The following is a 20,575-nucleotide window of genomic DNA, read 5'->3' as shown; positions in this document are numbered from 1 at the left end:
GATACCCACTACAAGACCCGAGGAGTTTTTCAACATGAGCACATCCGTTCCCACCGCCGCGCCCGCACCGGCCAGCGCAGCCCCGACCCTGGGCAAGTTCCACATGCTGGCCTGGCGCTGGCATTTCTACGCCGGCCTTTACGTCGTGCCCTTTCTCACCATGCTGGCCATCACCGGCCTGGTGATGGTGTTCTTCACCGGCTTCCAGCACCGCCTGGGCATGACCATTCATGTGCAGCCGCAGGCGACCACGGCACCCGTCAGTGCGATGGCGCAGGCGGTGCTGGCCCAGCGGCCCGGCGCGCAGCTCAAGGAGTACGTCGCAGCCAAGTCCACCACGCAGCCGACCTGGTTCGTGGTGAAGGCGGACGGGCGCGACGAGGCCGTGGCCGTCAACCCCTACACCGCCGAGGTGCTGCGCACGGTGGACAAGGAGAACACCGTGTTCGCCTGGGCCGAGAAGATCCACGGCACGCTGCTGATCGGTGACCTGGGCGACCGGCTGATCGAGATCGCCGCCGGCCTGGGCATCGTGCTCATCGTCACCGGCGCCTATATGGCCTGGCCGCGCGGCGGGCAGGGCTGGGCAAGGGTGCTGGTGCCCGACCTCTCGGTCAAGGGGCGCAATACCTGGAAGTCGCTGCACGTGAGCGTGGCCTTCTGGATCGGTCTGGTGCTGGCCTTCTTCCTGCTGACCGGGCTGGCCTGGGCGGGCATCTGGGGCAGCAAGTTCGTGCAGCCCTGGGGCAGTTTCCCCGCCGCCAAGTGGGACGACGTGCCGAAGTCGGAAATGACCCATGCCGCTCTCGCCACCCCGGGCCTGAAGGAGGTGCCCTGGGGGCTGGAGCAGACGCCGATGCCGGTTTCCGGTTCGACCGCCGGCAAGCCCGGTGTTCCGGCGGGCCAGCCGGTCAACCTCGACACGGTCGACGCCTACGCGCGCTCCATCGGTTTCAGCGGCCAGTTCCACATCGCCGTGCCGCAGGACGAGACCGGCGTCTACAGCATCAGCGCCGACAGCATGAGCGGTGACCTGAGCAACCCGACCGGTGACCGCTTCGTGCACCTCGATCAGTACACCGGTCGCGTGCTGGCCGAGGCCTCGTTCACCGACTACTCGCCCATGGCCAAAGTCATGGCGATCGGCATCGCGCTGCACCAGGGCGACATGGGGCTGTGGAGCGCCTGGGCCAATGTGGTGTTCTGCCTGGCCGTGGTGTTCCTCTGCGTCAGCGGCATCGTGATGTGGTGGAAGCGCCGGCCCGCCAAGGCGGGACGTCTGGTGGCGCCGCGCGCGCCCGCCGACGCGGCGCTCTGGAAGACCGGTGCGGTGGTGATGCTGGCGGTGGCGCTGGCGTTCCCGCTCTCGGGCGCGGTGCTGGTGGCGGTGTTGCTGCTGGACGGCTTGCTGATCTCGCGCATCCCGGCGCTCAAGCAGCGGCTGAACTGAGGGGCTGCGATGCGCATGACACGACGACACGCGGGATCGGCCCTGGCCGCGCTCGCCGCCTGGGTGAGCCGCCCCGGCGCGGCGGGCCAGGAGGCCTCGGCTGAGCCCACCAAGGCCTCGGCCGACACCCACCACCAGCACGCCATCAAGAAGTACGAATCGCTCACCGGCGGCGACAAGCTGGTGATCGGCATGCTGGTCTACCCCAGCATGTTCCTGCAGGACCTGATCGGGCCGCTGACCGTCTTCGAGTCGCTGATGAACAAGGAGATCCACCTGCTCTGGAAGACCACCGAGCTGGTGGGCAACGAGGAGGGGCAGCCCAAGGCGCTGGTTCCGGTCACGCCGACCACGGCCTTCAAGGACTGCCCGGCCCGGCTCGACGTGCTGTTCGTTCCCGGTGGTGTGCCCGGCACCTTGACCGTCATGGAAGACCCGGAGGTGCTGGCCTTCCTGGCCGACCAGGGGTCGCGGGCACGCTACGTCACCAGCGTCTGCACCGGTTCGCTCATCCTGGGCGCTGCCGGCCTGCTCAAGGGCTACCGTGCGGCGTCCTACTGGGCCACGCGCGAGGTGCTGCGCGACCTGGGCGCGAAGCCGAGCCGCCAGCGCGTGGTGATGGACCGCAACCGCATCACCGGCGGCGGCGTCACGGCGGGCATCGACTTCGGCCTCACGCTGATCGCGAAGCTGCGCTCGCCGGCCTACGCCAAGGCGGTGCAGCTCTACCTGGAGTACGACCCGCAGCCGCCCTTCAACGCCGGCTCGCCCGACAAGGCACCGCGCCTCGCGCGCGAGTTCCTCACCGACATGTACGCCGAACTTGTGCGCGCGGCGCACGCCACTGCCCGGCGCGCCATGGCGCGCCTGGGCTGATCCCGCTGAAAGCCCATCATGAATCGAAGAAAACTCCTCTCGCACCTGTTGGTCCTGACGGCCCTGGTGGCCCCGGTCGCACAGGCCCACGACTTCAAGGCCGGTGACCTGCGCATCGACCATCCCTACGCCACGCCCTCACGCCCCGGCATGAGCACCGGCTCGGTGTACTTCCGCGGCATCAGGAACACCGGTTCGACCGCCGACCGGCTGCTGTCCGCCAGCACGCCGGCGGCCGACTCGGTCGAGATCCACCGCATGCAAATGGTCAAAGGTGGGCAGGGCGAGGTGATGCAGATGCGTGCGGAGCCGTCGCTGGAGATCCCGGCTGGCGCCACCGTGGTCATGAAGCACGGCACGACCGACGGCTACCACCTGATGCTGATTGGCCTGAAGGCGCCGCTCAACGACGGCGACCGCTTCCCGGTCACGCTTCGTTTCGAAAAGGCGGGCACCCATGTTGTCAACGTGTGGGTGCAGACGCCCCGCAACGCCAGCCATGAGACGGGCCATGGCGCTCACGCTGGTACCGATGCCCAGCAGATCGCCGACGCCATGAAACGCCAGTTCGACCGTCCGGAGGCGCCACTGAGTGTGGCGCCCGTGGTGATCGTCGGCGACGCCGCCGTCGCCGGTTGGAGCCAGCAAGGCAAGGGCGGTCGCGCCCTGCTGCGCAAGGAGAAAGCCGGCTGGGCCATCCATGTCTGCGCCGGCAAGGGCCTGACGCAGGCCGATGTGCTGGAGATGTCGGGCCTGCCCAAGGCGCAGGCGGCCGAGATGACGCGCGCGGTCGCGAAGGCCGAAGCCGGACTGGCGCCGGCGCAGCGTGCGCTGTTCGATTCGTTCGACGGCGTGATCAAGGTCGGTGGCGAGGGCGCTCCGGCCAACGGGCATGGTCCGCACGCGGCACCTGCCCACAAACACTGAAGCTGCTCAGTTCCCCCGCAAGGACCCGACATGAAACGACTCGCCCTTTCCCTGTGCGTGGTTGGCGCGCTGGCCGCCTGCTCCACCGCCGCCCCGACCGGCACCGCCGGGCTGCAGCCGGTCAAGCTGAACTTCGCCGCCGAGGTGAACGGCCAGGCCTTCGCCTGCGGCCAGCAGTACCCCGCCATCGGCACCACCCGTTCGACGGTGACGCCGTCGGACTTCCGCTACTACGTCAGCGAGGTGCAGCTGTTCACCGCCGACGGCCGGGCCGTGCCGGTGCAACTGGACCAGGACGGCGCCTGGCAGCTGGAGAACATCGCGCTGCTGGACTTCGAGAACGCCAGCGGCCCTTGCCGAAACGGCACCACGGGCGTGAACACCGCCGTGCGCGGCAAAGTGCCTGCGGGCACCTACACCGGCCTGCGCTTCACGCTGGGGGTGCCGTTCGCCCGCAACCACGGCGACCCCACGGTGTCGCCCGCACCGCTGAACAACACGGCGATGTTCTGGAACTGGCAGGGCGGCTACAAGTTCCTGAAGTTCGACACCACGTCCAGCGGCATCACGCCCGAAAAGCCAGCCGCCGCCAGCCCGCTGGGCCCGGTCACGCGCTACTCGGTGCACCTGGGCAGCACCCTGTGCGCCGGCAACAGCAAGACCGAGGCACCCAGTGCCTGCCAGAACCCCAACCGCATCACGGTCGAGTTCAAAAACTTCGACCTGGCGAAGCACAACGTCGTGGCCGACATCGGTCGAGTGCTGGCGGGCGCCAACGTGGACGTGAACGCGCCCATGACCTCACCCGGTTGCATGAGCTTCCTCAAGGACGGCGACTGCCCGCCGGTGATGGGCGCGCTCGGTCTGGCATACGACGGCGTCGCTGCGCCCGGATCGCAGCGCCTGTTTGCGATGCGCTGAGTGATGGCCGTGCCGTTGCGCTCCGTGACCGTTGCGGCCGTCGTGGCGGCTGGTGCCTGGCTGCTGCTGTCCGGCAGCAGCGCCGACGCCTTCCGCTGGAACCTGCCGGCCTGGGTGCCGCCGCCGGTGGTGCCGGCCGACAACCCGATGTCGGTGGCCAAGGTCGAACTCGGGCGGCACCTGTTCCACGACCCGCGCCTCTCGGCCGACAGTCGCATGTCTTGCGCCAGCTGCCACCACCAGGACAAGGCCTTCACAGACGGGCGTGCGGTGGCCGAGGGCATCACCGGCGAGAAAGGCGCGCGCAGTGCGATGGGCCTGGCCAACGTGGCCTACCTGCCAACGCTGACCTGGGCCAACCCGCTGCTCAAGTCGTTGGAGGTGCAAGCCCTGATCCCGATCTTCGGCGAACACCCGGTCGAGATGGGCATGGCCGGGCGCGAGGCCGAGCTGTTCGCGCGGTTGCGGAGCGACGCCACCTACCGGCGCCTGTTTGCGCAGGCCTTCCCGCCCGAGGCGCGGCTGGGCGAGGCCGCGCTGTACTCGCTGTCCACGGTGACCAAGGCCATTGCCGCGTTCGAACGCAGTCTGCTGTCGTTCAACAGCCCCTACGACCGCTACAAGTACGGCGGTGAACCGCAGGCCATCAGCGCGGCGGCCAAGCGCGGAGAGGCGCTGTTCTTCGGCGAAAAGATGGAGTGCTACCACTGCCACGGCGGTTTCACCTTCAACGACAACGTGACGCACAGCCGCCTGCCGTTTCCTGAGTTCGGGTACCACAACACCGGGCTCTACAACGTGGACGGGCAGGGCAGCTACCCGGCCGACAACCCGGGAATCGGCGAGTTCACCGGCGACGCCTCGGACCGCGGGCGCTTCCGCACCGCGAGCCTGCGCAACGTGGCGGTGACCGCACCCTACATGCACGACGGCTCGATAGCCACTCTGCAAGACGTGATCCGCCAGCACTACGCGCAGGCCGGGCGTTCCACGTCCGCCACCGGCCAACCCAGTCCGATGCGCAGCGAACTGCTGGTGGGCTTCGAAGTGAGCGACGACGAGGTGAACGACCTGGTCGCTTTCCTGAGCGCCCTGACCGGCCCCGATTTCCTCCCCGACCCCAGGCTGGGTAACCCCTGGCCCTCCCGCTGATTTTTCTCAAAGGAGTATTCATGACCTGGTTTTCTGTTCGCCGTCGCCACTGGGGCGCTGCCCTGATCGCATTGACCTGCCTCATCGGCGGCACCGCCTGGGCCGCCACCACCGAAGTCACCGACGCGATTGGCCGCAAGGTCAAGGTCACCCTGCCCGTGCAACGGGTGGCGGTGAACTTCAACTACGAAGAGTTCACCGCCGTGGCCGGCAAGGAGGCCTGGGCCAAGGTGGTGGGCATCTCGCGCGCGCCGTTCGAAGGCTGGCGCCCGGTCATCTTCAAGCGCTACGCAGCGGTGATCCCGAACCTGCAGGCCATGCCCGACATTGGCCATTCGGACGACGGCACCTTCAGCGCCGAGAAGGTGATCGCCCTCAAGCCTGATGTGCTGTTCATGGCCGAGTGGACCTTCAAGGCCATGCAGACCGCGCGCGACCAGATCGAGGCGGCTGGCATTCCCATCGTGGTGGTGGACTACAACGCCCAGTTGCTGGAGCGGCACCTCGCCTCGACCCGCGTGATGGGCAAGGTCATGGGCACCGAGGCACGGGCCGAAGAACTGGCCCAGCTCTACGAGCGCCAGTACAAGGACGTGATGGCGCGCGTGGCCAAGGCCTCGGGCGGAACGAAGAAGAAGGTCTATTTCGAACTGGGTCAGGCGGGCGCCGACACCGTGGGCAACAGCTACAGCGGCACCATGTGGGGAAAGATCACCACGCTGCTGGGCGCGGTCAACGTGGCCGATGGCAAGCTGCCCGGCCCCTGGGGACCGGTCAACGCCGAGGCGGTGATCGCCGACAACCCGGACCTGATCTTCATCGCGGGTTCTTCCTGGGTGAACAAGCCCAAGGCGGTGAAAACCGGCTACGAGGCCACAGCCGAGATCACACGCGCCACGCTGGCCCCCTATGTCCAGCGCCCCGCCTGGGCCGGTCTGAACGCCGTGAAGAACGGCCAGGTGCACGCCATCGAGCACGGTCTGTGTCGCACGCTGTTTGACTACGTGGCCATGCAGTACATCGGCAAGCAGCTCTACCCCGAGGCCTTCAAGGACGTGGACCCGGCAGCCAGTTTCAAGGCTTACCACGACAAGTACCTCCCGGTGCCCTACGCGGGCGTGTGGATGTTGGGTATGCGGCCCTGATGGAGGTCGTTGCCGAGACTTCTGCCGGCGGCCTGGCGCGGGCTTATCGGCGCGCCTGGTGGCGGCGCTGGTCGCTCGTGGCTTCGCTCATTGCCGTGGCGTTGCTGGGTTTCCTGCTTGACGTGGCGACCGGTCCGGCGTTTCTGCCGGTGGCCGATGTGGCGCGCACTGTGTTGCTGGGCGAGGGGCCGGAAGCCAGAGTCACGGCCATTGTCTGGTCGATCCGTTTGCCCGTGGCCTGCACCGCGCTGGTGGTGGGTGCGGCCCTGGGGCTGTCGGGTGCGGTGATGCAGACCATCCTGCACAACCCGCTGGCGTCCAGCTACACGCTGGGCGTTTCGGCCGGCGCGGGTTTTGGCGCTGCGCTGGTCATCGTGCTGGGTGGCGGTTTGCCCTGGCCCGAGACCGTGAGCATTCCGGTCATGGCGATCCTGTTTGCGGCGCTAGCCTGTGCCGGCGTCTACCTGATTGGTGGTGCGCGCGCGGCCACAGCCGAGGCGCTGGTGCTGGCGGGCATCGCGCTGCTGTTCCTGTTCCAGGCCCTGACCTCCCTGCTGCAGCTGATCGCGTCGCCCGAAGCGCTGCAGCAGGTGGTGTTCTGGCTGTTCGGCAGCCTTCAGAAATCGACCTGGCCCAAGCTGGCCATCATGGTGTCCGTGCTGCTCGTCGGTGGGATGCTGCTTTGGCCCATGGCCTGGCGTCTGACGGCGCTCAAGCTCGGCGACGCCCGGGCCGAAGGACTGGGCGTGAATGTCCGTTCGCTGCGCATTCGCAGCTTTGCGCTGATCTCCGCATTGACCGGTGTTGCCGTGGCTTTCGTCGGCACCATCGGCTTCGTGGGTCTGGTGGCGCCGCACATCGCGCGCATGCTGGTGGGCGAAGACCAGCGCGTGTTCCTGCCCGCCTCGGCGCTGGCGGGGGCGGCGCTGCTGTCGGTGGCATCTGTCGCGAGCAAGACGTTGATGCCTGGGGCAGTGTTCCCGATCGGCATCATCACTTCGCTGATCGGCGTGCCATTTTTTGTGGCCCTGGTGCTGCGCTCGCGGGGAGGTCACTGGTGAGTCTGGTGGCCCGTGGACTGTCGGTGCGCTACGGCGCGAGGCCTGCTCTGCACAGCATTGATCTGGACCTTCTGCCGGGCCAGCTCGTGGCCCTGCTCGGGCCCAACGGGTCGGGCAAATCGACGCTGCTTCGCAGCATTGCCGGGCTGCTGCCGCACGAAGGCGTCGTGACCCTGGCCGGGGAGCCGCGCCATTCGCAACGCATCGGCTACATGCCCCAGGACACGTCGGCCACGGCGGCGCTGACCGTGATGGAGACGGTGCTGCTCGGTCGAGTGGAGCGACTGCGCTGGCGTGTGTCCGATGAAGAAATCGCCGCCGTGGCGTCGGTGCTGCGGCGCTTGGGCATTGAGGCTCTGGCTTCGCGCGGACTGCGCGAACTGTCCGGCGGGCAGCGGCAGTTGGTGTTTCTGGCGCAGGCGCTGGTGGCCGAGCCCTCGGTGTTGCTGCTGGATGAGCCGATCAGCGCACTGGACCTGCGACACCAGCTGGAGGTGATGGAGACCGTGAGTGCCCTGACGCGCGAGCGGGGACTGGTAACGCTGGTGGTGTTGCACGACCTCAATGCGGCCACTCGCCATGCCGACCGGCTGCTGTTGATGCGGGAGGGTCGGCTGCACATGCAGGACTCTGCTGAATCGGGGCTTTCACTCCGAGATGTGGAGGCGGTGTTCGATATCGAGGCCGAATTGCTCAGTGGGCAGCGCGTGGGCCAGGTGATTGCTCCCTGGCGTTCCCGACCCAGATTGATTTCGAGCTGAGTCGCACCTCAGCGCAGGTGCACGCCCGGCGCCGGCGGTGTGGTGTCCGTGGCACCGCGTTCGAAGGTGACGACGTGGTCGACCTGGGCGCGGATGCCGATCCATTCGCCGATGGCGTGGTTGTGGTGCGAGGGCACGTGCGTCATCAGCGTCTCGCCGCTGGACAGGCGCAGCGTGTAGAGGAACTCCGAGCCGCGGAAGGCCTTGCGCACGATCTGCGCCTTCACCGGCGCGTCGTCGTCGTGCACGATGTCGTCGGCGCGCAGCAGCACGTCGCACAGCCCGGCCTCGTAGGCCGAGGGCAGCGGGCATTCCTCGACATCGAGCAGCGCGCCCATGGGCGTCTGCACGATCACCTCGCCGGCCACCTGCTGGATCTGGGCCGGCGCGAACACGCCGTGACCAATGAACTCGGCCACGAAACGCGTGGCGGGCCGGTGGTAGAGCGCGTAGGCGTCGTCCCACTGGTGCAGGTGGCCCTGGTGCATGACGCCGATCAGGTCGCCGATGGCGAAGGCTTCGAGCTGGTCGTGGGTGACGAAGAGGGCGGTGGCGCCAGCGGCCTTGAGGATGCCGCGCACCTCGTGCGCCAGCCGCTCGCGCAGGTCGACGTCAAGGTTGGAAAAGGGCTCGTCCAGCAGCAGCAGACGGGGGCGCGGCGCCAGGGCGCGGGCAAGCGCCACGCGCTGCTGCTGGCCGCCGGAGAGCTCGTGCGGGTAGCGCGCCTGCATGCCGTCCAGGCCCACCAGCGCCAGCACCTCGGCCACGCGCTGCTCGCGTTCGGCGCGTGGCAGCCTGGCGATGCCGAAGGCCACGTTGCGGCCGACATCGAGGTGGGGGAACAGCGCGTAGTCCTGGAACACCATGCCGATGCGCCGCCGCTCGGCCGGCACGTGCAGCGAACCGTCGCTGACGGTTTCGCGCTCCAGCGTGATGCTGCCGGCGTGGGCCCGCTCCAGGCCGGCCACCGCGCGCAGCAGCGTGGTCTTGCCGCAGCCCGATGGACCGATCAGCACGCCGATGTCGCCCGCACGAAGGCCGAGCGACACGCCGTCCACCGCGGGGTGGGACGAGCCGGGGTAGCGGACGCTGAGCTGGCTGACCTGGAGGAACATGGTGGCTCATTGTAGATAACTACAATTCTCATTTGTGTTGTCCCGCATTTCCTCCACCGTTGGTCTGCTGCTGCTGGCCCTGGCGCTGACCCTGCCGGTGCTGGCGCTGCTGGCGTCCTGGTCCCAGTTCGACGCAGCGGCGCGCGAGGTGCTCGCGGAAATGTCGCGCACCGTGCTGCCGGACTACACCTTGACGTCGGTGGTGCTGTGCCTGAGCGTGGCGCTCGGCGTGGCCGTGGTGGGCATGGCCACCGCCAGCGCCGTCACCCTGTTCGACTTCCCCGGGCGGCGCGTGTTCGAGTGGGCGCTGCTGCTGCCGCTGGCCATGCCGGCCTATGTGGTGGCCTACGCCTACACCGACTTCCTGCAGTTCAGCGGCCCGCTCCAGGTCTGGATGCGCGAGAGTTTTGGCCTGCGCGGGCGGGTGTTCCCCGAAATCCGCAACACGCCCGGCGCAGTCTGGGTCTTCACCTTCTCGCTCTACCCTTATGTCTACCTGCTGGCGCGCACGGCGCTGACCGAGCGCGCGGCGCAGCTGATGGAGGCGGCCCGCCTGCTGGGCGCGCCGCTGTCGCGCCGCATCCGCGAGGTGGCGCTGCCGCTGGCGCGCCCGGCCGTGGCGGCGGGGGTGGCGCTGGCGCTGATGGAGACGCTGGCCGACTTCGGCGTGGCCAGCTACTTCGGCATCCAGACCTTCACCGCCGGCATCTACAAGGCGTGGCTGTCCATGGACATGCCGCTGGCGGCGGCGCAGCTGGCCACCATGCTGCTGGCACTGGTGGCGCTGCTGCTGTGGCTGGAGCGGCGCGCGCAGCAGCGCATGCGCTTTGCTTCGCTGCGCGGCCAGCGCGCCGGCAGCGCCGATGCACAGCCGGTGCGCCTGTCCGGCGGGCGCTCGCTGCTGGCCTGGCTGGCCTGCGCGCTGCCCATCCTGTTTGGTTTCGTGCTGCCGGTGCTGTTCATGCTGCGCCCGCTGATCGGCGGCTGGGAAGAGCTGCCCTGGACCTCGTTCGTGCAGTGGGCCGGCAACAGCGTGCGCCTGGCCGCCATCAGCGCGGCGGCGGCCACGGTGCTGGCCCTGGTGCTGGCGTTCGCCGTGCGCACGCGGCCCGGCGCCCTGACGCGGGGCGTGGTGCAACTGGCGGGGCTGGGCTACGCGGTGCCGGGCGCGGTGATCGTGGTCGGCCTGCTGCTGCCGGTGGGCTGGGCGCAGAAGGCCTTTCCCGAGGGCAGCATCGGCTACTGGGTGACCGCGACCGTGCTGGGCATCGTCTGGGCTTACCTGGTGCGCTTCACGGCGGTGGCCCTGCAGTCGGCGCAGAGTGGCTACGCGCGTATCCCGGCGAGCCTGGACGACTCGGCCCGCATGCTCGGCACCACCGGCGCTGCGCTGGCCGCCCGCGTGCACTGGCCGCTGTTGCGGCGCACGACCGCGGCGGCGGCGCTGCTGGTGTTTGTGGACGTGATGAAGGAGCTGCCGGCCACCCTGGTGCTGCGGCCGTTCAACAGCGACACCCTGGCGGTGGTGGCGTACCAGCTGGCGCGCGACGAGCGCCTGGGGGAGGCAGCCTTGCCGGCCCTCACGCTGGTGCTGGTGGGCCTGGTGCCGGTGATCATGCTCTCGCGCACGCTGCGCCAGCGGTGACTGGTACCACCAACAGGAATCGAACCTGTATCTAGCGCTTAGGAGGCGCTCGTTCTATCCATTGAACTATGGCGGCTTGAGAGAGCCCGCATTGTATGTGCGGTGCCCGGGCGCTTTCAGTCGTAGCGCTGGGTGAAGATCAGGTCGATCGCGTTCTCGGTGCCGGCGCGCGCGCGCAGGGTCAGGCGGCGCGAGAGGTCGTACAGGATCGAGACCGTGCTCATGGCGCCGGCCAGGCTCTGTTCGTAGCTCAGGTAGAGGTCGCTGGAGAGGCGCTTGCCCAGCGTGAGGGCCGCGGCCGTGGTGGTGCCGTCGGCGCTGGTGCCCGAACCGGAGAAGCCGATCTCGTCGATGCCCAGCGTGCGCGCCAGCGCGCCGTCCAGCGGCTCGCCACCGCGCGAGAGCAGGCGCCGCGCCGCCTGCTGCAGCACGAAGGCCTGCGCCCCCGCGGCCGAGGCCGGGCGACCGAGCACGAGCCAGGCCAGCTTGTCGCCGTCGGGCAGATCGGGGTCGGCGAACAGGGCCACGCGTGGGGCCTGGGCATTGCCGCTGAGCTGCACGCCCACGCGCTGGTTGGTGTTTTCGGGCAGCACCCGCTCGGCGCGGATGTCCAGCGCCGGGTCGTCGTAGGGGCCTGTGAAGCGCAACACGCCGGAGGTGATGCGCAGCTTCTGGTCGTAGGCGCGGTAGGTTCCGTTGACCGTGCGCACTTCGCCCAGCACGCGCGGCGTGGGCAGGGCGGGCGTGGCGCGCACGTTCAGCTGCCCTTCCAGCCGCGCCTCCAGGCCCTGGCCGCGCACCTCGAACTGTGGCCCCAGGTCCAGCGTGACCGAGACGTCCGGCTGCACGCGCTGACCATTGGCAGCGGGCGCAGGCAGGTCGCGCGTGCTGCGCACCACCACGTCGTCGCCCAGGCTGGGCGTGCTCTCGTCGGGCAGGATGAACAGGGCCGAGTCGGCCTTGAGCTGGCCACGCAGCTGCAGCAGGCGGCCGTCGAGCGTGGCATTGGCCTCGCCCGACAGCGTGAGGCGGCGGTCGGGTCGGCTGGAGATGCGCAGGCGCTGCGCCTGGGCCTTCAGCTCGATGTAGGGCTGGCGCAGCAGGCTGCCGGGCACGCTGCGCCACTCGGCCTGGCCGCTGGCTTCCAGTGTGCCGCCGCTGGCTGCGCCGCCCGGGCCCTGCAGGCTGAAGCGGTCGACCCGGATGCGCTCGCCCGCGAGGGTGGCGCGCAGCTGGCCGTTGGTGAAGGCGATGCCGTCGACGACGGAGCGCAGGGCCAGCTCGTCGGCCTGCAGGCTGCCGCTCCATGCGGGCGATCCGCGGGTGCCGCCCAGGCGGGCGTCGGCGCTGAGCGTGCCCTGCATGCGCCAGCCGGGCGGCGCCAGCAGCGACCACACACCGACCTGCGGCAGCCGCACCTGCGCCGAACCGCTGAGCGGCGCGCTGGCGGGCCACCAGCGTTCGAGTGGGTCGCTGCTGTCGCCGGTGCCACTGCCTAGCGTGCTGGCGAGGTCGGCGCTGGCCTGGCCCAGGCGTTCGGTGTCCCAGCGCAGCAGCGCCTGCAGCCGCCGGTCCTGCACGTTCAGGCTCAGGCGCGCGTCCCGCACGCCGGCCGACAGGGGCGCCTCCGGGCCGCCGTTGCCGCCGTTCCAGCGCAGGTCGCCGCTGCGCCGCTGCAGGCTGGCCGCCAGGGTGAACGGCGCGGACGGGTTCGTGGGCAGGCGCAGGTCCCAGCCGCCGTCCAGCACCAGGTCGCCGGCCAGGCCGTTCGAGGCCAGCGGGGACGGCGCCTGCCCCAGGGCCGCAAACGACTCCAGCCAGGGCGGCGACAGGCCCTGCAGCCGGCCCCGGGTCTCCAGCGTATGGGTCTGCCAGACCAGCCGCTGCCAGTCCAGGGTGAGCGGGGTCTGGGGTGCGGCCGCGGTGCCGGGCAGGGGGCTGAGCGACAGCGCGCCGGTGCCCGCGTCCAGTGCCAGGCCAGTGGCCGGGTCGATGGTCCACCCCAGCCGCAGTGGTGTGGTGCTGTCCAGCCGCCAGCCAGGTGCTCGGGCCGATGCCGTTTCGGGGCTCAGCCGCAGCTGCAGGCGGGACAGGTCGAGCCGGCCGCCCGTGGTGGCCACGCCCAGCTGCCCTCCCGCGTCCAGGCCCAGACGCCAGCCGGCGGTGGTGGCGCTGCCGGCCGCGGTGAGCGCGAGGGCGTCCAGCGGGCCGGTGGCGCTCAGCGCCACGTCGTCGATGCGCAGCGGCGCGGCGCCGTCACCGCCCTGCCAGCCGAGGCCGGGCAGGTTCAGCGTGGCCTGCAGCCGGGGCGGTGCCACCGGGTTCGCAGGTGCTGTTGGGGAACCGGGTGCCGCTGCCGGCGCCGGCCAGCCCAGCGCGGCCAGCCCGCCCGACCACTGCACGCGGGCGCTGCCGCCGTTGTCGGCGCGCAGCCGGTCGAGCGAGGCGAGGGCGTCGCGTGCCGATGCGCTCCACACCGGCAGGCTGCGCAGGCCACGCACCCAGTCGAGCAGGCGGGGCGTGTTGTCGAGCCGCACGCGCAGCTCGCCCTGTCCGCTGGCGTGGGCGGCCTGGCCGTCCCAGTCCAGCCGCGCCCCGGGCAGCTCCAGACCCCAGCGGCCCTGCAGGCTGCGCTGCGCCGGCTCCAGCCGGCCCTGGCCCTGCAGCCTCGCGCCCACCGCGCCCAGCTGCGCCTGCAGGTCGATGGCGCCGGCAGGGGCGGGTGAAGGCGCGGCGCGCGCGCTGGCGCTGCCGTCCAGCACGCCGGGCGGCAGCGTGCTCCAGAGCCGCGTGGACTGCACGCCTTGGACCTGGAGTTCGCCCTGCCAGTCGGTGATGGCCGGTGCGCCCGGGCCGCCGGTGCCCAGTGCAAACGAGGCCTGCCCTTGCAACGTGCCACCACCCAGCCGCGCCTGCAGTCCGCGGACGGCCCAGCGCCCGCCACTCTGCAGCACCTCGGCCTGCAACTGCTGCAGCGGCAGACCCTGCTGGTCGGCGGGCTGCTCGCGGGCGTTGCTCAGCTGCACCCGGGCGCGCCAGCCGTCGCCTTCGGGCTGCGCCTGCAGCTGCCCGCTCAGCGCGGTCACCGGCGCGGTCGGCCAGAGCATGGCGAGGTTGAGTGCGCGCGCGTTCACGTCGGCGCTGTGCAGGGGCTGGTCGGCCCAGGGCAGGACACGGGCGGTGAGCGACAGAGAGGTGGCGTCCGGGCCGGTGGCGCCGTCGGCGGGTTGGGCCTGGGCGCTGATGTCGAGCGCGGCGCCGGCACCGGCCAGCGTGCCGCTGGCGCGCGCCTGGGCCTGCAGCTGCAGCGCGGGCCTGTCGGGCACAGGGCCCTGCACCTCGCCCTGCAAGGCCAGCGCCAGGGGCAGCGGGGCCTGCGCGCCCAGGTTGAGCTGCCCGCGGTAGCGCCCGTCGGCCCACTGCAGCGAATCGAGGCGCAGGCGGTGCACCGCGTTCACGCCCGGCGTGTCGGGCAGGGCGGGTTCGCCCACTGGCGTGGACAGCGCGGCGTAGCGGTAGTGCCCTGCGATGTCCGTGGCGCTCAGCGTCTGCCGGCCGGTGAGTTCGAAACGCTCCAGCGAGAAGCCCAGGCTCAGCAGCAGGGGCAGGCTCAGGTCCGCCAGTGGCTCGCTCGGCGTGGGAGGGCGCTGGTCGTCCACCCGCAGGCTGCGGATGGCCAGCGAAGGGATGTGCAGACCCCGGCCCCGCAGCGCGTCGGTCCAGAGGGCGTCGCCCCACTGCAGCGCCACGCCCTCGGCCTGCACCGAGAGGCCGTCCTGCGACCAGCGCAGGCTGCCGATACGCCCGCCGCCGCGCAGGCTGCCTTCGACGCTCTCGGTCTGCAGGCGGCCCGGCGAAGCGTCCGCTTCCTGGGTCCAGCGTTGTGCCCAGGTCAGGGCCTGGGCGAGCGAGCCGGGCGTGCCGGCCCATAGCCAGAGCGCGACCACCGCAGCGAGCAGCAGACCCAGCGCGCTGCCCGCCAGCCACAGCCCGGTCCGAAGTGTGCGCATCAGAAACTGAACCCCACGTTGAGGTGGACGCGCAGGCGCTTGGGCCCCAGGCCATAGGCCAGGTCCAGCTGCAGCGGCCCCACCGGGCTGTTGTAGCGCAGGCCGGCGCCCACGCCCACCTTGGGACTGGTGTTCGAGGCCTGGTTGGTCACGATGCCAGCGTCGGCAAACAGCACGCTTTCCCACTCGGTGCGCACGCCGCCTCGCCAGATCGGGCGCTGCCATTCGACGCTGGCCACCGCCATGTAGCGCCCCGGTGCGACGCTGCCGTCGGCCTGGGGCACGCCGATGTCGCGCAGACCGTAGCCGCGCACCGTGTTGTCGCCGCCGGTGAGGAACAACTGCGTGTCGGGGATGCGGGCCGCAGTGTCGGCCAGCAGTGCGCCACCCTGCAGTCGCAGGGCCAGCCGGCCGAGGCGGCTGGGCGGCGGGGAGGTGGTGGGTTCGCGCGTTTCAGCTGTGTCGGTCCAGGCGCCGAGCCCACGGTCCAGCGACCAGTAGCCCAGCCAGCGCGCCTGCGTGCTCAGGAACGGCTTGCGCTCGCTGCCCAGTGTGGTGCCGGCGCCCAGCGTCAGGCCCAGGCCGTATCCGCTCTGGGGAAAGGGCAACTGATCGAAGCGGCGCCAGGTCCAGCCGTAGTTGACCGAGACGGCGGCCTCGTTGCCGTCGGACGAAAGGCTCGCGAGCGCGGTGTTCACGGTGCGCGCGCGGTCGTATTGCACGAAGTAGCGCCGGTCCATGCGCGGGCTGTTCTGCGCCTTGCCCAGGCTCAGCCGCAGGCTGGAGACGGTGGTGTCGCCGTCGATCTGCCGCGCCAGGCGCCCGCCCGTCAGCCAGTGCCAGCCGTCGTCCTCCACCGGCGCGCTCCAGTCGGTGGACAGCAACTGGTCGTGGCGCTCCAGCTGCAGCTTGCTGCGCGCCTGCCATCCCAGGAACGGCATGCGCAGGTGCTGGTGTTCCGCCGAGAGGCGAGGGCCGTTGTTGGTGCTGCCGCCGATGCCGAGCACCACCTTCTTCAGCGGCGCCTCGCGCACCTGCACGACCACCGGCGCGGGGGCGTCGGCCTCGCCGGCAGCATCCAGGTCCACATAGGCGAACACCGAGCTGTAGTAGCCGGTGTCGGCGATGTGCTGCTGCGCGTCCTGCAGCCGCGACAGGCTGTAGTCGGCGCCTGGTCGCAGGCCGGCCAGCCGCACCAGGCGCTCGACCGTGCGCGGGTCGTAGCGCTCGGCGCCGTCCACCCGCACCTCGCCGATCCGCACCGGCGCGCCCGAGTCGAGTTCGATGTGCCAGTGCGCGGCGTGGCCGGTGGCGTCGATGTCGCTCAGGCTGTTGGCGATGCGCGCGCGCGGGTAGCGCTCGGCGGTGAGCAGGCGCAGGGTGTCGGACTTGGTGCGGTCCCAGGCCGCCTGCGAGAAGGGCTGCCCCACCGCCTGCTGGCTGCGCCGGCGCACGGCCTCGCGCTGGTCCTCGGCCTCGGCGTGGCGGGCGATGTCGCCGCTGAAATAGACCGCCGAGGACGCCACCCGGGTGGCCGGGCCGGGCTCGACGCGGATCAGCACCTCGCCCAGCGCAGGGTCGCCCGGCCGGCGGGTGACGGCCACCTCCGGCGAAAAGAAACCTTGCGTGCCCAGCAACTGCCGCAGGTTGTCGGGCGCCGCGAGCAGCAGTCGGTCGAGTTCACCGCTGTCCAGGTCCGGCAGGTGGCGGTAGCGCTGCAGCTCGACGTGGCGCGACAGGAACGCCTGCAGGTCTGGCGGCGCCTGCAGCGTGATCGCAAAACGTTCGGGCGCGCTGCGGGTGTCGCTGGCTTCGGGGGCGCTGCCCGGTTCGGACTCCGCCGCCTGCAGCGGCATGCCCAGGAGCAGCAGCGACAACAGACAAAAAAGCCGTGTGGAAGCCACACGGCGCCGGGGGGTGAGGGTCATGCAGGCTTATTTCGAGAGCATTCTCATCGTGTCCTCCAGCCCCTTGAGGGTCAGCGGGAACATGCGCTGGCCCACGAGTTGCTGGACGATGCTGATGCTCTGTCGATACTGCCACACGCCCTGAGGTTCCGGGTTGATCCAGGCAAATTTCGGGAAGGCGTGTGTGAGCCGTTGTAACCACTCCGCACCCGCTTCCTCGTTGTTGTATTCCACGCTGCCACCGGGCTGCAGGATCTCGTAGGGGCTCATGGTCGCGTCGCCCACGAAGATCAGTTTGTAGTCCTTGTTGTACTTGCGGATGATGTCCCAGGTCGGGAACTTCTCGGCATAGCGGCGCTTGTTGTTCTTCCACATGAAGTCGTAGACGCAGTTGTGGAAGTAATAGAACTCCAGGTGCTTGAACTCGGCCTTGACGGCGGAGAAAAGCTCCTCGACGCGCTGGATGTGCTCGTCCATGGTGCCGCCCACGTCCATCAGCAGCAGCACCTTCACGTTGTTGTGCCGCTCCGGGATCATCTTGATGTCCAGCCAGCCGGCGTTGGCGGCGGTGGCGCGGATGGTGTCGGGCAGGTCCAGTTCGAGCTCGTGGCCTTCGCGTGCGAACTTGCGCAGGCGGCGCAGGGCGACCTTGATGTTGCGCGTGCCCAGCTCCTGCGTGTCGTCGTAGTCGCGGTAGGCGCGCTGGTCCCACACCTTCACCGCCGACTTGTTGCCGCCCTTGCCGCCGATGCGAATGCCCTGCGGGTTCTTGCCGCCGTGGCCGAAGGGCGAGGTGCCGCCCGTGCCGATCCACTTGTTGCCGCCCTCGTGGCGTTCCTTCTGCTCTTCGAGGCGCTTCTTCAGCGTCTCCATCAGCTCGTCCCAGTCCATCCTGGGCGCGTTGGCGATCTGCTCGTCGGAGAGGATGCGTTCCATCTCCTGGCGCAGCCAGTCGGCCGGGATCGGCTTGCTGAAGTCCGCGATCATCTCCACGCCCTTGAAGTAGGCGGCGAATGCGCGGTCGAACTTGTCGAAGTGCTTCTCGTCCTTGACCAGCGCGGTGCGGGCCAGAAAGTAGAAGTCGTCCATCGTGCAGGCGTCCGGGTTGGTCGGCCCGACCACGTCCGCCTTGAGCGCTTCGAGCAGCGTCAGGTATTCCTTGACCGAGGCCGGCAGCTTGGCCGCGCGCAGGGTGTAGAAGAAGTCGATCAGCATAGAACCCGTCCTGTGACTTGGTGCAGACAGGGAGGTGTGTTGCGCGGCACCTGTGCCGAACTACTTGTTGTACTCGCCACTGCAATAGGGGTCATACGGCTGGGAGCCATCGCTGCGTTTGGGCTTGTCGCAGCGCCCGCCACTTGGAGGACTGGAGCAGGCCGAAAGCAATGCCAGGAGCGCAGCCAGGCAGGCGAGTCTTTTCATCATGGTTCGATCCTCCTTCACCGGTTCCTCTGGTTCATGAACACCAGCTTTTCAAACAGCGTCGTGTCCTGCTCGTTCTTGAGCAGGGCACCCACCAGCGGAGGGATCGACACCTTGTTGTCGGCGCTCTGCAGCGCTTCGAGCGGGATGTCTTCGGCCATCAGCAGCTTGAGCCAGTCCAGCAGCTCGCTGGTGGACGGCTTCTTCTTCAGGCCGGGCAGGTTGCGCACGTCGTAGAAGGTCTTCATCGCCACCGTCAGCAGCTCGTCCTTGAGCTTGGGGAAATGCACGTCCACGATCTTCTTCATCGTGTCGGCATCCGGGAACTTGATGTAGTGGAAGAAGCAGCGGCGCAGGAAGGCGTCGGGCAGTTCCTTCTCGTTATTCGATGTGATGAAGACCAGCGGCCGGTGCTTGGCCTTGATGAGTTCGCGCGTCTCGTAGCAATAGAACTCCATGCGGTCGATTTCGCGCAGCAGGTCGTTCGGGAATTCGATGTCGGCCTTGTCGATTTCATCGATCAGCAGGGCCACCGGGCGGTCAGCGGTGAAGGCCTGCCACAGCACACCCTGCACGATGTAGTTGCGGATGTCCTTCACTCGCTCGGCGCTGTCGGCGGTGTTGAGCTGGCTGTCGCGCAGGCGGTTCACCGCGTCGTATTCATAGAGGCCTTGCTGCGCCTTGGTGGTGGACTTGATGTGCCACTGAAGCAGCGGCATGTCCAGCGCCTGCGCCACTTCTTCGGCCAGCATGGTCTTGCCGGTGCCGGGTTCGCCCTTGACGAGCAGCGGGCGCTTGAGCGTGATGGCGGCGTTGACGGCCAGCATCAGGTCCTGCGTGGCGACGTAGTTTTGTGAGCCTTGGAACTTCATGGAAGAGCGGGAAAGAACGGTGGATGGGCCTGTGGGTCAGGGTTATCAATAAGCCGTTATTGATGGTCGAGTCTATATAATCGTCTGTTGATTTTTATCAATCGTTCACTTCATTGTGCTTGCAAAATGACCCATCCGCTGCCTACGTTCGCCCGTACTGTTGTCGCCGCTGCGACCCTTCTTGCAGCGGTTTCGGCTGCCCAGGCGCAAGGTGTGACCGGCTCGGCCGAGGCCGGTCAGAAAAAAGCTGAAATGTGCATTGGTTGCCACGGCATCAAGGGCTACCAGAACAGCTTCCCCGAGATCCACAAGGTCCCCAAGATTTCGGGTCAGTCCGACAAATACATCGTCTCCGCGCTGACCGCCTACAAGAAGGGCGATCGCAAGCACCCGTCCATGCGTGGCATCGCCGGTTCGCTCTCCGAGCAGGACATGGCCGACCTGGCCGCGTTCTATTCCGCGCAAGCCGGTGCCGCGCCGGCGGAAACGCCCAAGACGGCGAGCGCTGCCGCCGCCGCCCTGATCCAGAAGGGTGCCTGCGCTTCCTGCCACGGCGCCAACTTCGCCAAGCCCATCGATCCGAGCTATCCCAAGATCGCTGGCCAGCACTCCGACTACCTCTACGTCGCGCTCAAGTCCTATACGGTCGAGGGCAACAACGTGGTCGGCCGCTCCAACGGCGTGATGGCCGGCATCGCCAAGCAGTTCAAGCCCGCCGAAATGCGCGAGATCGCCAAGTACCTGGGTTCGCTGGACGGCGACCTGCAGACGGTGCCGCAGTCGCGCTTCCGCTGATTGAAAGCCGCCCATGAAAAAGCCGCTCACTGAGCGGCTTTTTTGTTTCAGTCCTGGGTGGCGCGGCGCCGCACCTGGTCGATGTAGGCCTGACCGTCGGGCGGACGGCCCGAGCGCTGGCTTTCCCAGATCATGCGGCCCAGGCACTCCATCACCTCGTGGTGGGCGGCGTGCAGGTCGCCGCGGCGCGCGGTCAGCAGTTCCACTGCCTGCCGGATACCGGGGGGCTGGTCGATGCTGCACTGCTCGCTGATCGACAGGTGCATGGACAGGTGCAGGAAGGGGTTCTCCTGCCCGCCGTCGCCGGGGGTGCCCATCTGCGCCAGCGCCGCATCGACGTCCGAGAGAGCGGCGTGGTACTCCGGGTGCTCGGCGATCCACTGGCCGGCCAACATCTCGATGGCCTCCATGGCCTCACCGGACTGTTGCTTGGCGTGCACGGCACAGAAGAAGCGCCGGACATCGGCTTGGGACGGACTGAACATGGATGCATTATCCTGCATGTCTTTCGAGGAG

The 20,575-nt window shown here is 69.1% G+C and carries 16 protein-coding genes and 1 tRNA gene; 10 read left to right on the top strand and 7 right to left on the bottom strand.

Annotated elements, in window-relative coordinates; translation table 11 throughout:
- Positions 1 to 34: 34 nt before the first annotated feature.
- Genes HFL01S_RS05615 through HFL01S_RS05580 form a run of 8 tightly spaced genes read left to right on the top strand, consistent with a single transcriptional unit; the run spans position 35 to position 8,293 of the window.
- Positions 35 to 1,450, top strand: coding sequence for a PepSY-associated TM helix domain-containing protein (locus HFL01S_RS05615; protein ID WP_066255832.1), 1,416 nt, complete (start codon positions 35 to 37; stop codon positions 1,448 to 1,450).
- A 15-nt stretch (positions 1,451 to 1,465) separates the two neighbouring features.
- Entirely contained in the window at positions 1,466 to 2,326 is an 861-nt protein-coding gene (locus tag HFL01S_RS05610; protein ID WP_084383120.1) for a DJ-1/PfpI family protein, read from the top strand.
- Positions 2,327 to 2,344: 18 nt separating this feature from the next.
- Entirely contained in the window at positions 2,345 to 3,253 is a 909-nt protein-coding gene (locus HFL01S_RS24585) for a copper uptake system-associated protein (protein WP_084383109.1), read from the top strand.
- A gap of 30 nt (positions 3,254 to 3,283) precedes the next feature.
- Positions 3,284 to 4,174, top strand: coding sequence for an MbnP family copper-binding protein (locus tag HFL01S_RS24995; protein ID WP_157538769.1), 891 nt, complete (start codon positions 3,284 to 3,286; stop codon positions 4,172 to 4,174).
- Positions 4,175 to 4,177: 3 nt separating this feature from the next.
- Positions 4,178 to 5,326: a methanobactin export MATE transporter MbnM gene (locus tag HFL01S_RS24990; RefSeq protein ID WP_066255828.1), complete on the top strand. Its 1,149-nt coding sequence runs from the start codon at positions 4,178 to 4,180 to the stop codon at positions 5,324 to 5,326.
- Between the two features lie 20 nt (positions 5,327 to 5,346).
- On the top strand, positions 5,347 to 6,471 hold the full coding sequence (locus HFL01S_RS05590; RefSeq protein WP_066255824.1) for an ABC transporter substrate-binding protein: 1,125 nt from the start codon (positions 5,347 to 5,349) through the stop codon (positions 6,469 to 6,471).
- The gene (locus HFL01S_RS05585) at positions 6,471 to 7,532 is read left to right on the top strand and encodes a FecCD family ABC transporter permease (RefSeq protein WP_066255822.1); all 1,062 of its coding nucleotides are present in this window, start codon (positions 6,471 to 6,473) and stop codon (positions 7,530 to 7,532) included. The genes HFL01S_RS05590 and HFL01S_RS05585 overlap by 1 nt, the downstream gene beginning before the upstream one ends.
- Entirely contained in the window at positions 7,529 to 8,293 is a 765-nt protein-coding gene (locus HFL01S_RS05580) for an ABC transporter ATP-binding protein (protein WP_218008600.1), read from the top strand. The genes HFL01S_RS05585 and HFL01S_RS05580 overlap by 4 nt, the downstream gene beginning before the upstream one ends.
- Positions 8,294 to 8,301: 8 nt before the next feature.
- Here HFL01S_RS05580 and HFL01S_RS05575 read toward each other — a convergent pair whose 3' ends face one another.
- Positions 8,302 to 9,408, bottom strand: coding sequence for an ABC transporter ATP-binding protein (locus HFL01S_RS05575; protein WP_066255819.1), 1,107 nt, complete (start codon positions 9,406 to 9,408; stop codon positions 8,302 to 8,304).
- 34 nt (positions 9,409 to 9,442) lie between these two features.
- On the opposite strand from HFL01S_RS05575, the gene HFL01S_RS05570 reads away from it, so the two are divergent.
- On the top strand, positions 9,443 to 11,053 hold the full coding sequence (locus HFL01S_RS05570; protein ID WP_066255816.1) for an ABC transporter permease: 1,611 nt from the start codon (positions 9,443 to 9,445) through the stop codon (positions 11,051 to 11,053).
- A gap of 1 nt (position 11,054) precedes the next feature.
- Here HFL01S_RS05570 and HFL01S_RS05565 read toward each other — a convergent pair.
- The 5 genes from HFL01S_RS05565 to HFL01S_RS05545 all read right to left on the bottom strand — a co-directional run bounded on the left by HFL01S_RS05565 (position 11,055) and on the right by HFL01S_RS05545 (position 19,264).
- Positions 11,055 to 11,129 (bottom strand) — tRNA-Arg (locus HFL01S_RS05565).
- Between the two features lie 40 nt (positions 11,130 to 11,169).
- Positions 11,170 to 15,063, bottom strand: coding sequence for a translocation/assembly module TamB domain-containing protein (locus HFL01S_RS05560; RefSeq protein WP_066255814.1), 3,894 nt, complete (start codon positions 15,061 to 15,063; stop codon positions 11,170 to 11,172).
- On the bottom strand, positions 15,063 to 16,991 hold the full coding sequence (locus tag HFL01S_RS05555; RefSeq protein WP_084383107.1) for an autotransporter assembly complex protein TamA: 1,929 nt from the start codon (positions 16,989 to 16,991) through the stop codon (positions 15,063 to 15,065). Before HFL01S_RS05555 ends, HFL01S_RS05560 begins: the two co-directional genes overlap by 1 nt.
- A 6-nt stretch (positions 16,992 to 16,997) precedes the next feature.
- Positions 16,998 to 18,185 (bottom strand): vWA domain-containing protein, encoded by a 1,188-nt coding sequence (locus tag HFL01S_RS05550; protein ID WP_066255809.1) that lies wholly within the window; start codon positions 18,183 to 18,185, stop codon positions 16,998 to 17,000.
- Positions 18,186 to 18,409: 224 nt separating this feature from the next.
- Positions 18,410 to 19,264 (bottom strand): AAA family ATPase, encoded by an 855-nt coding sequence (locus tag HFL01S_RS05545; protein ID WP_066255806.1) that lies wholly within the window; start codon positions 19,262 to 19,264, stop codon positions 18,410 to 18,412.
- A 126-nt stretch (positions 19,265 to 19,390) separates the two neighbouring features.
- Here HFL01S_RS05545 and HFL01S_RS05540 point away from each other — a divergent pair, with 126 nt between their 5' ends.
- Positions 19,391 to 20,059 (top strand): c-type cytochrome, encoded by a 669-nt coding sequence (locus HFL01S_RS05540; RefSeq protein ID WP_066158645.1) that lies wholly within the window; start codon positions 19,391 to 19,393, stop codon positions 20,057 to 20,059.
- Positions 20,060 to 20,106: 47 nt separating this feature from the next.
- Here HFL01S_RS05540 and HFL01S_RS05535 read toward each other — a convergent pair whose 3' ends face one another.
- The gene (locus HFL01S_RS05535; protein WP_066158643.1) at positions 20,107 to 20,544 is read right to left on the bottom strand and encodes a DUF1841 family protein; all 438 of its coding nucleotides are present in this window, start codon (positions 20,542 to 20,544) and stop codon (positions 20,107 to 20,109) included.
- Positions 20,545 to 20,575 lie beyond the last annotated feature (31 nt).

Origin of the sequence: Hydrogenophaga flava NBRC 102514 (assembly GCF_001571145.1) — a bacterium.
In the GTDB taxonomy this organism is placed as follows: Bacteria; Pseudomonadota; Gammaproteobacteria; order Burkholderiales; family Burkholderiaceae_C; genus Hydrogenophaga; species Hydrogenophaga flava.
This window is presented reverse-complemented; position numbering and strand designations above follow the sequence as displayed.

Excerpts from the sequence above, each read along its gene's own strand:
- HFL01S_RS05615 (WP_066255832.1), top strand. The coding sequence starts at position 35 with ATGAGCACATCCGTTCCCACCGCCGCGCCCGCACCGGCCAGCGCAGCC.
- HFL01S_RS05610 (WP_084383120.1), top strand. The coding sequence starts at position 1,466 with ATGACACGACGACACGCGGGATCGGCCCTGGCCGCGCTCGCCGCCTGG.
- HFL01S_RS24585 (WP_084383109.1), top strand. The coding sequence starts at position 2,345 with ATGAATCGAAGAAAACTCCTCTCGCACCTGTTGGTCCTGACGGCCCTG.
- HFL01S_RS24995 (WP_157538769.1), top strand. The coding sequence starts at position 3,284 with ATGAAACGACTCGCCCTTTCCCTGTGCGTGGTTGGCGCGCTGGCCGCC.
- HFL01S_RS24990 (WP_066255828.1), top strand. The coding sequence starts at position 4,178 with ATGGCCGTGCCGTTGCGCTCCGTGACCGTTGCGGCCGTCGTGGCGGCT.
- HFL01S_RS05590 (WP_066255824.1), top strand. The coding sequence starts at position 5,347 with ATGACCTGGTTTTCTGTTCGCCGTCGCCACTGGGGCGCTGCCCTGATC.
- HFL01S_RS05585 (WP_066255822.1), top strand. The coding sequence starts at position 6,471 with ATGGAGGTCGTTGCCGAGACTTCTGCCGGCGGCCTGGCGCGGGCTTAT.
- HFL01S_RS05575 (WP_066255819.1), bottom strand. The coding sequence starts at position 9,408 with ATGTTCCTCCAGGTCAGCCAGCTCAGCGTCCGCTACCCCGGCTCGTCC.
- HFL01S_RS05560 (WP_066255814.1), bottom strand. The coding sequence starts at position 15,063 with ATGCGCACACTTCGGACCGGGCTGTGGCTGGCGGGCAGCGCGCTGGGT.
- HFL01S_RS05555 (WP_084383107.1), bottom strand. The coding sequence starts at position 16,991 with ATGACCCTCACCCCCCGGCGCCGTGTGGCTTCCACACGGCTTTTTTGT.
- HFL01S_RS05550 (WP_066255809.1), bottom strand. The coding sequence starts at position 18,185 with ATGCTGATCGACTTCTTCTACACCCTGCGCGCGGCCAAGCTGCCGGCC.
- HFL01S_RS05545 (WP_066255806.1), bottom strand. The coding sequence starts at position 19,264 with ATGAAGTTCCAAGGCTCACAAAACTACGTCGCCACGCAGGACCTGATG.
- HFL01S_RS05540 (WP_066158645.1), top strand. The coding sequence starts at position 19,391 with ATGACCCATCCGCTGCCTACGTTCGCCCGTACTGTTGTCGCCGCTGCG.
- HFL01S_RS05535 (WP_066158643.1), bottom strand. The coding sequence starts at position 20,544 with ATGTTCAGTCCGTCCCAAGCCGATGTCCGGCGCTTCTTCTGTGCCGTG.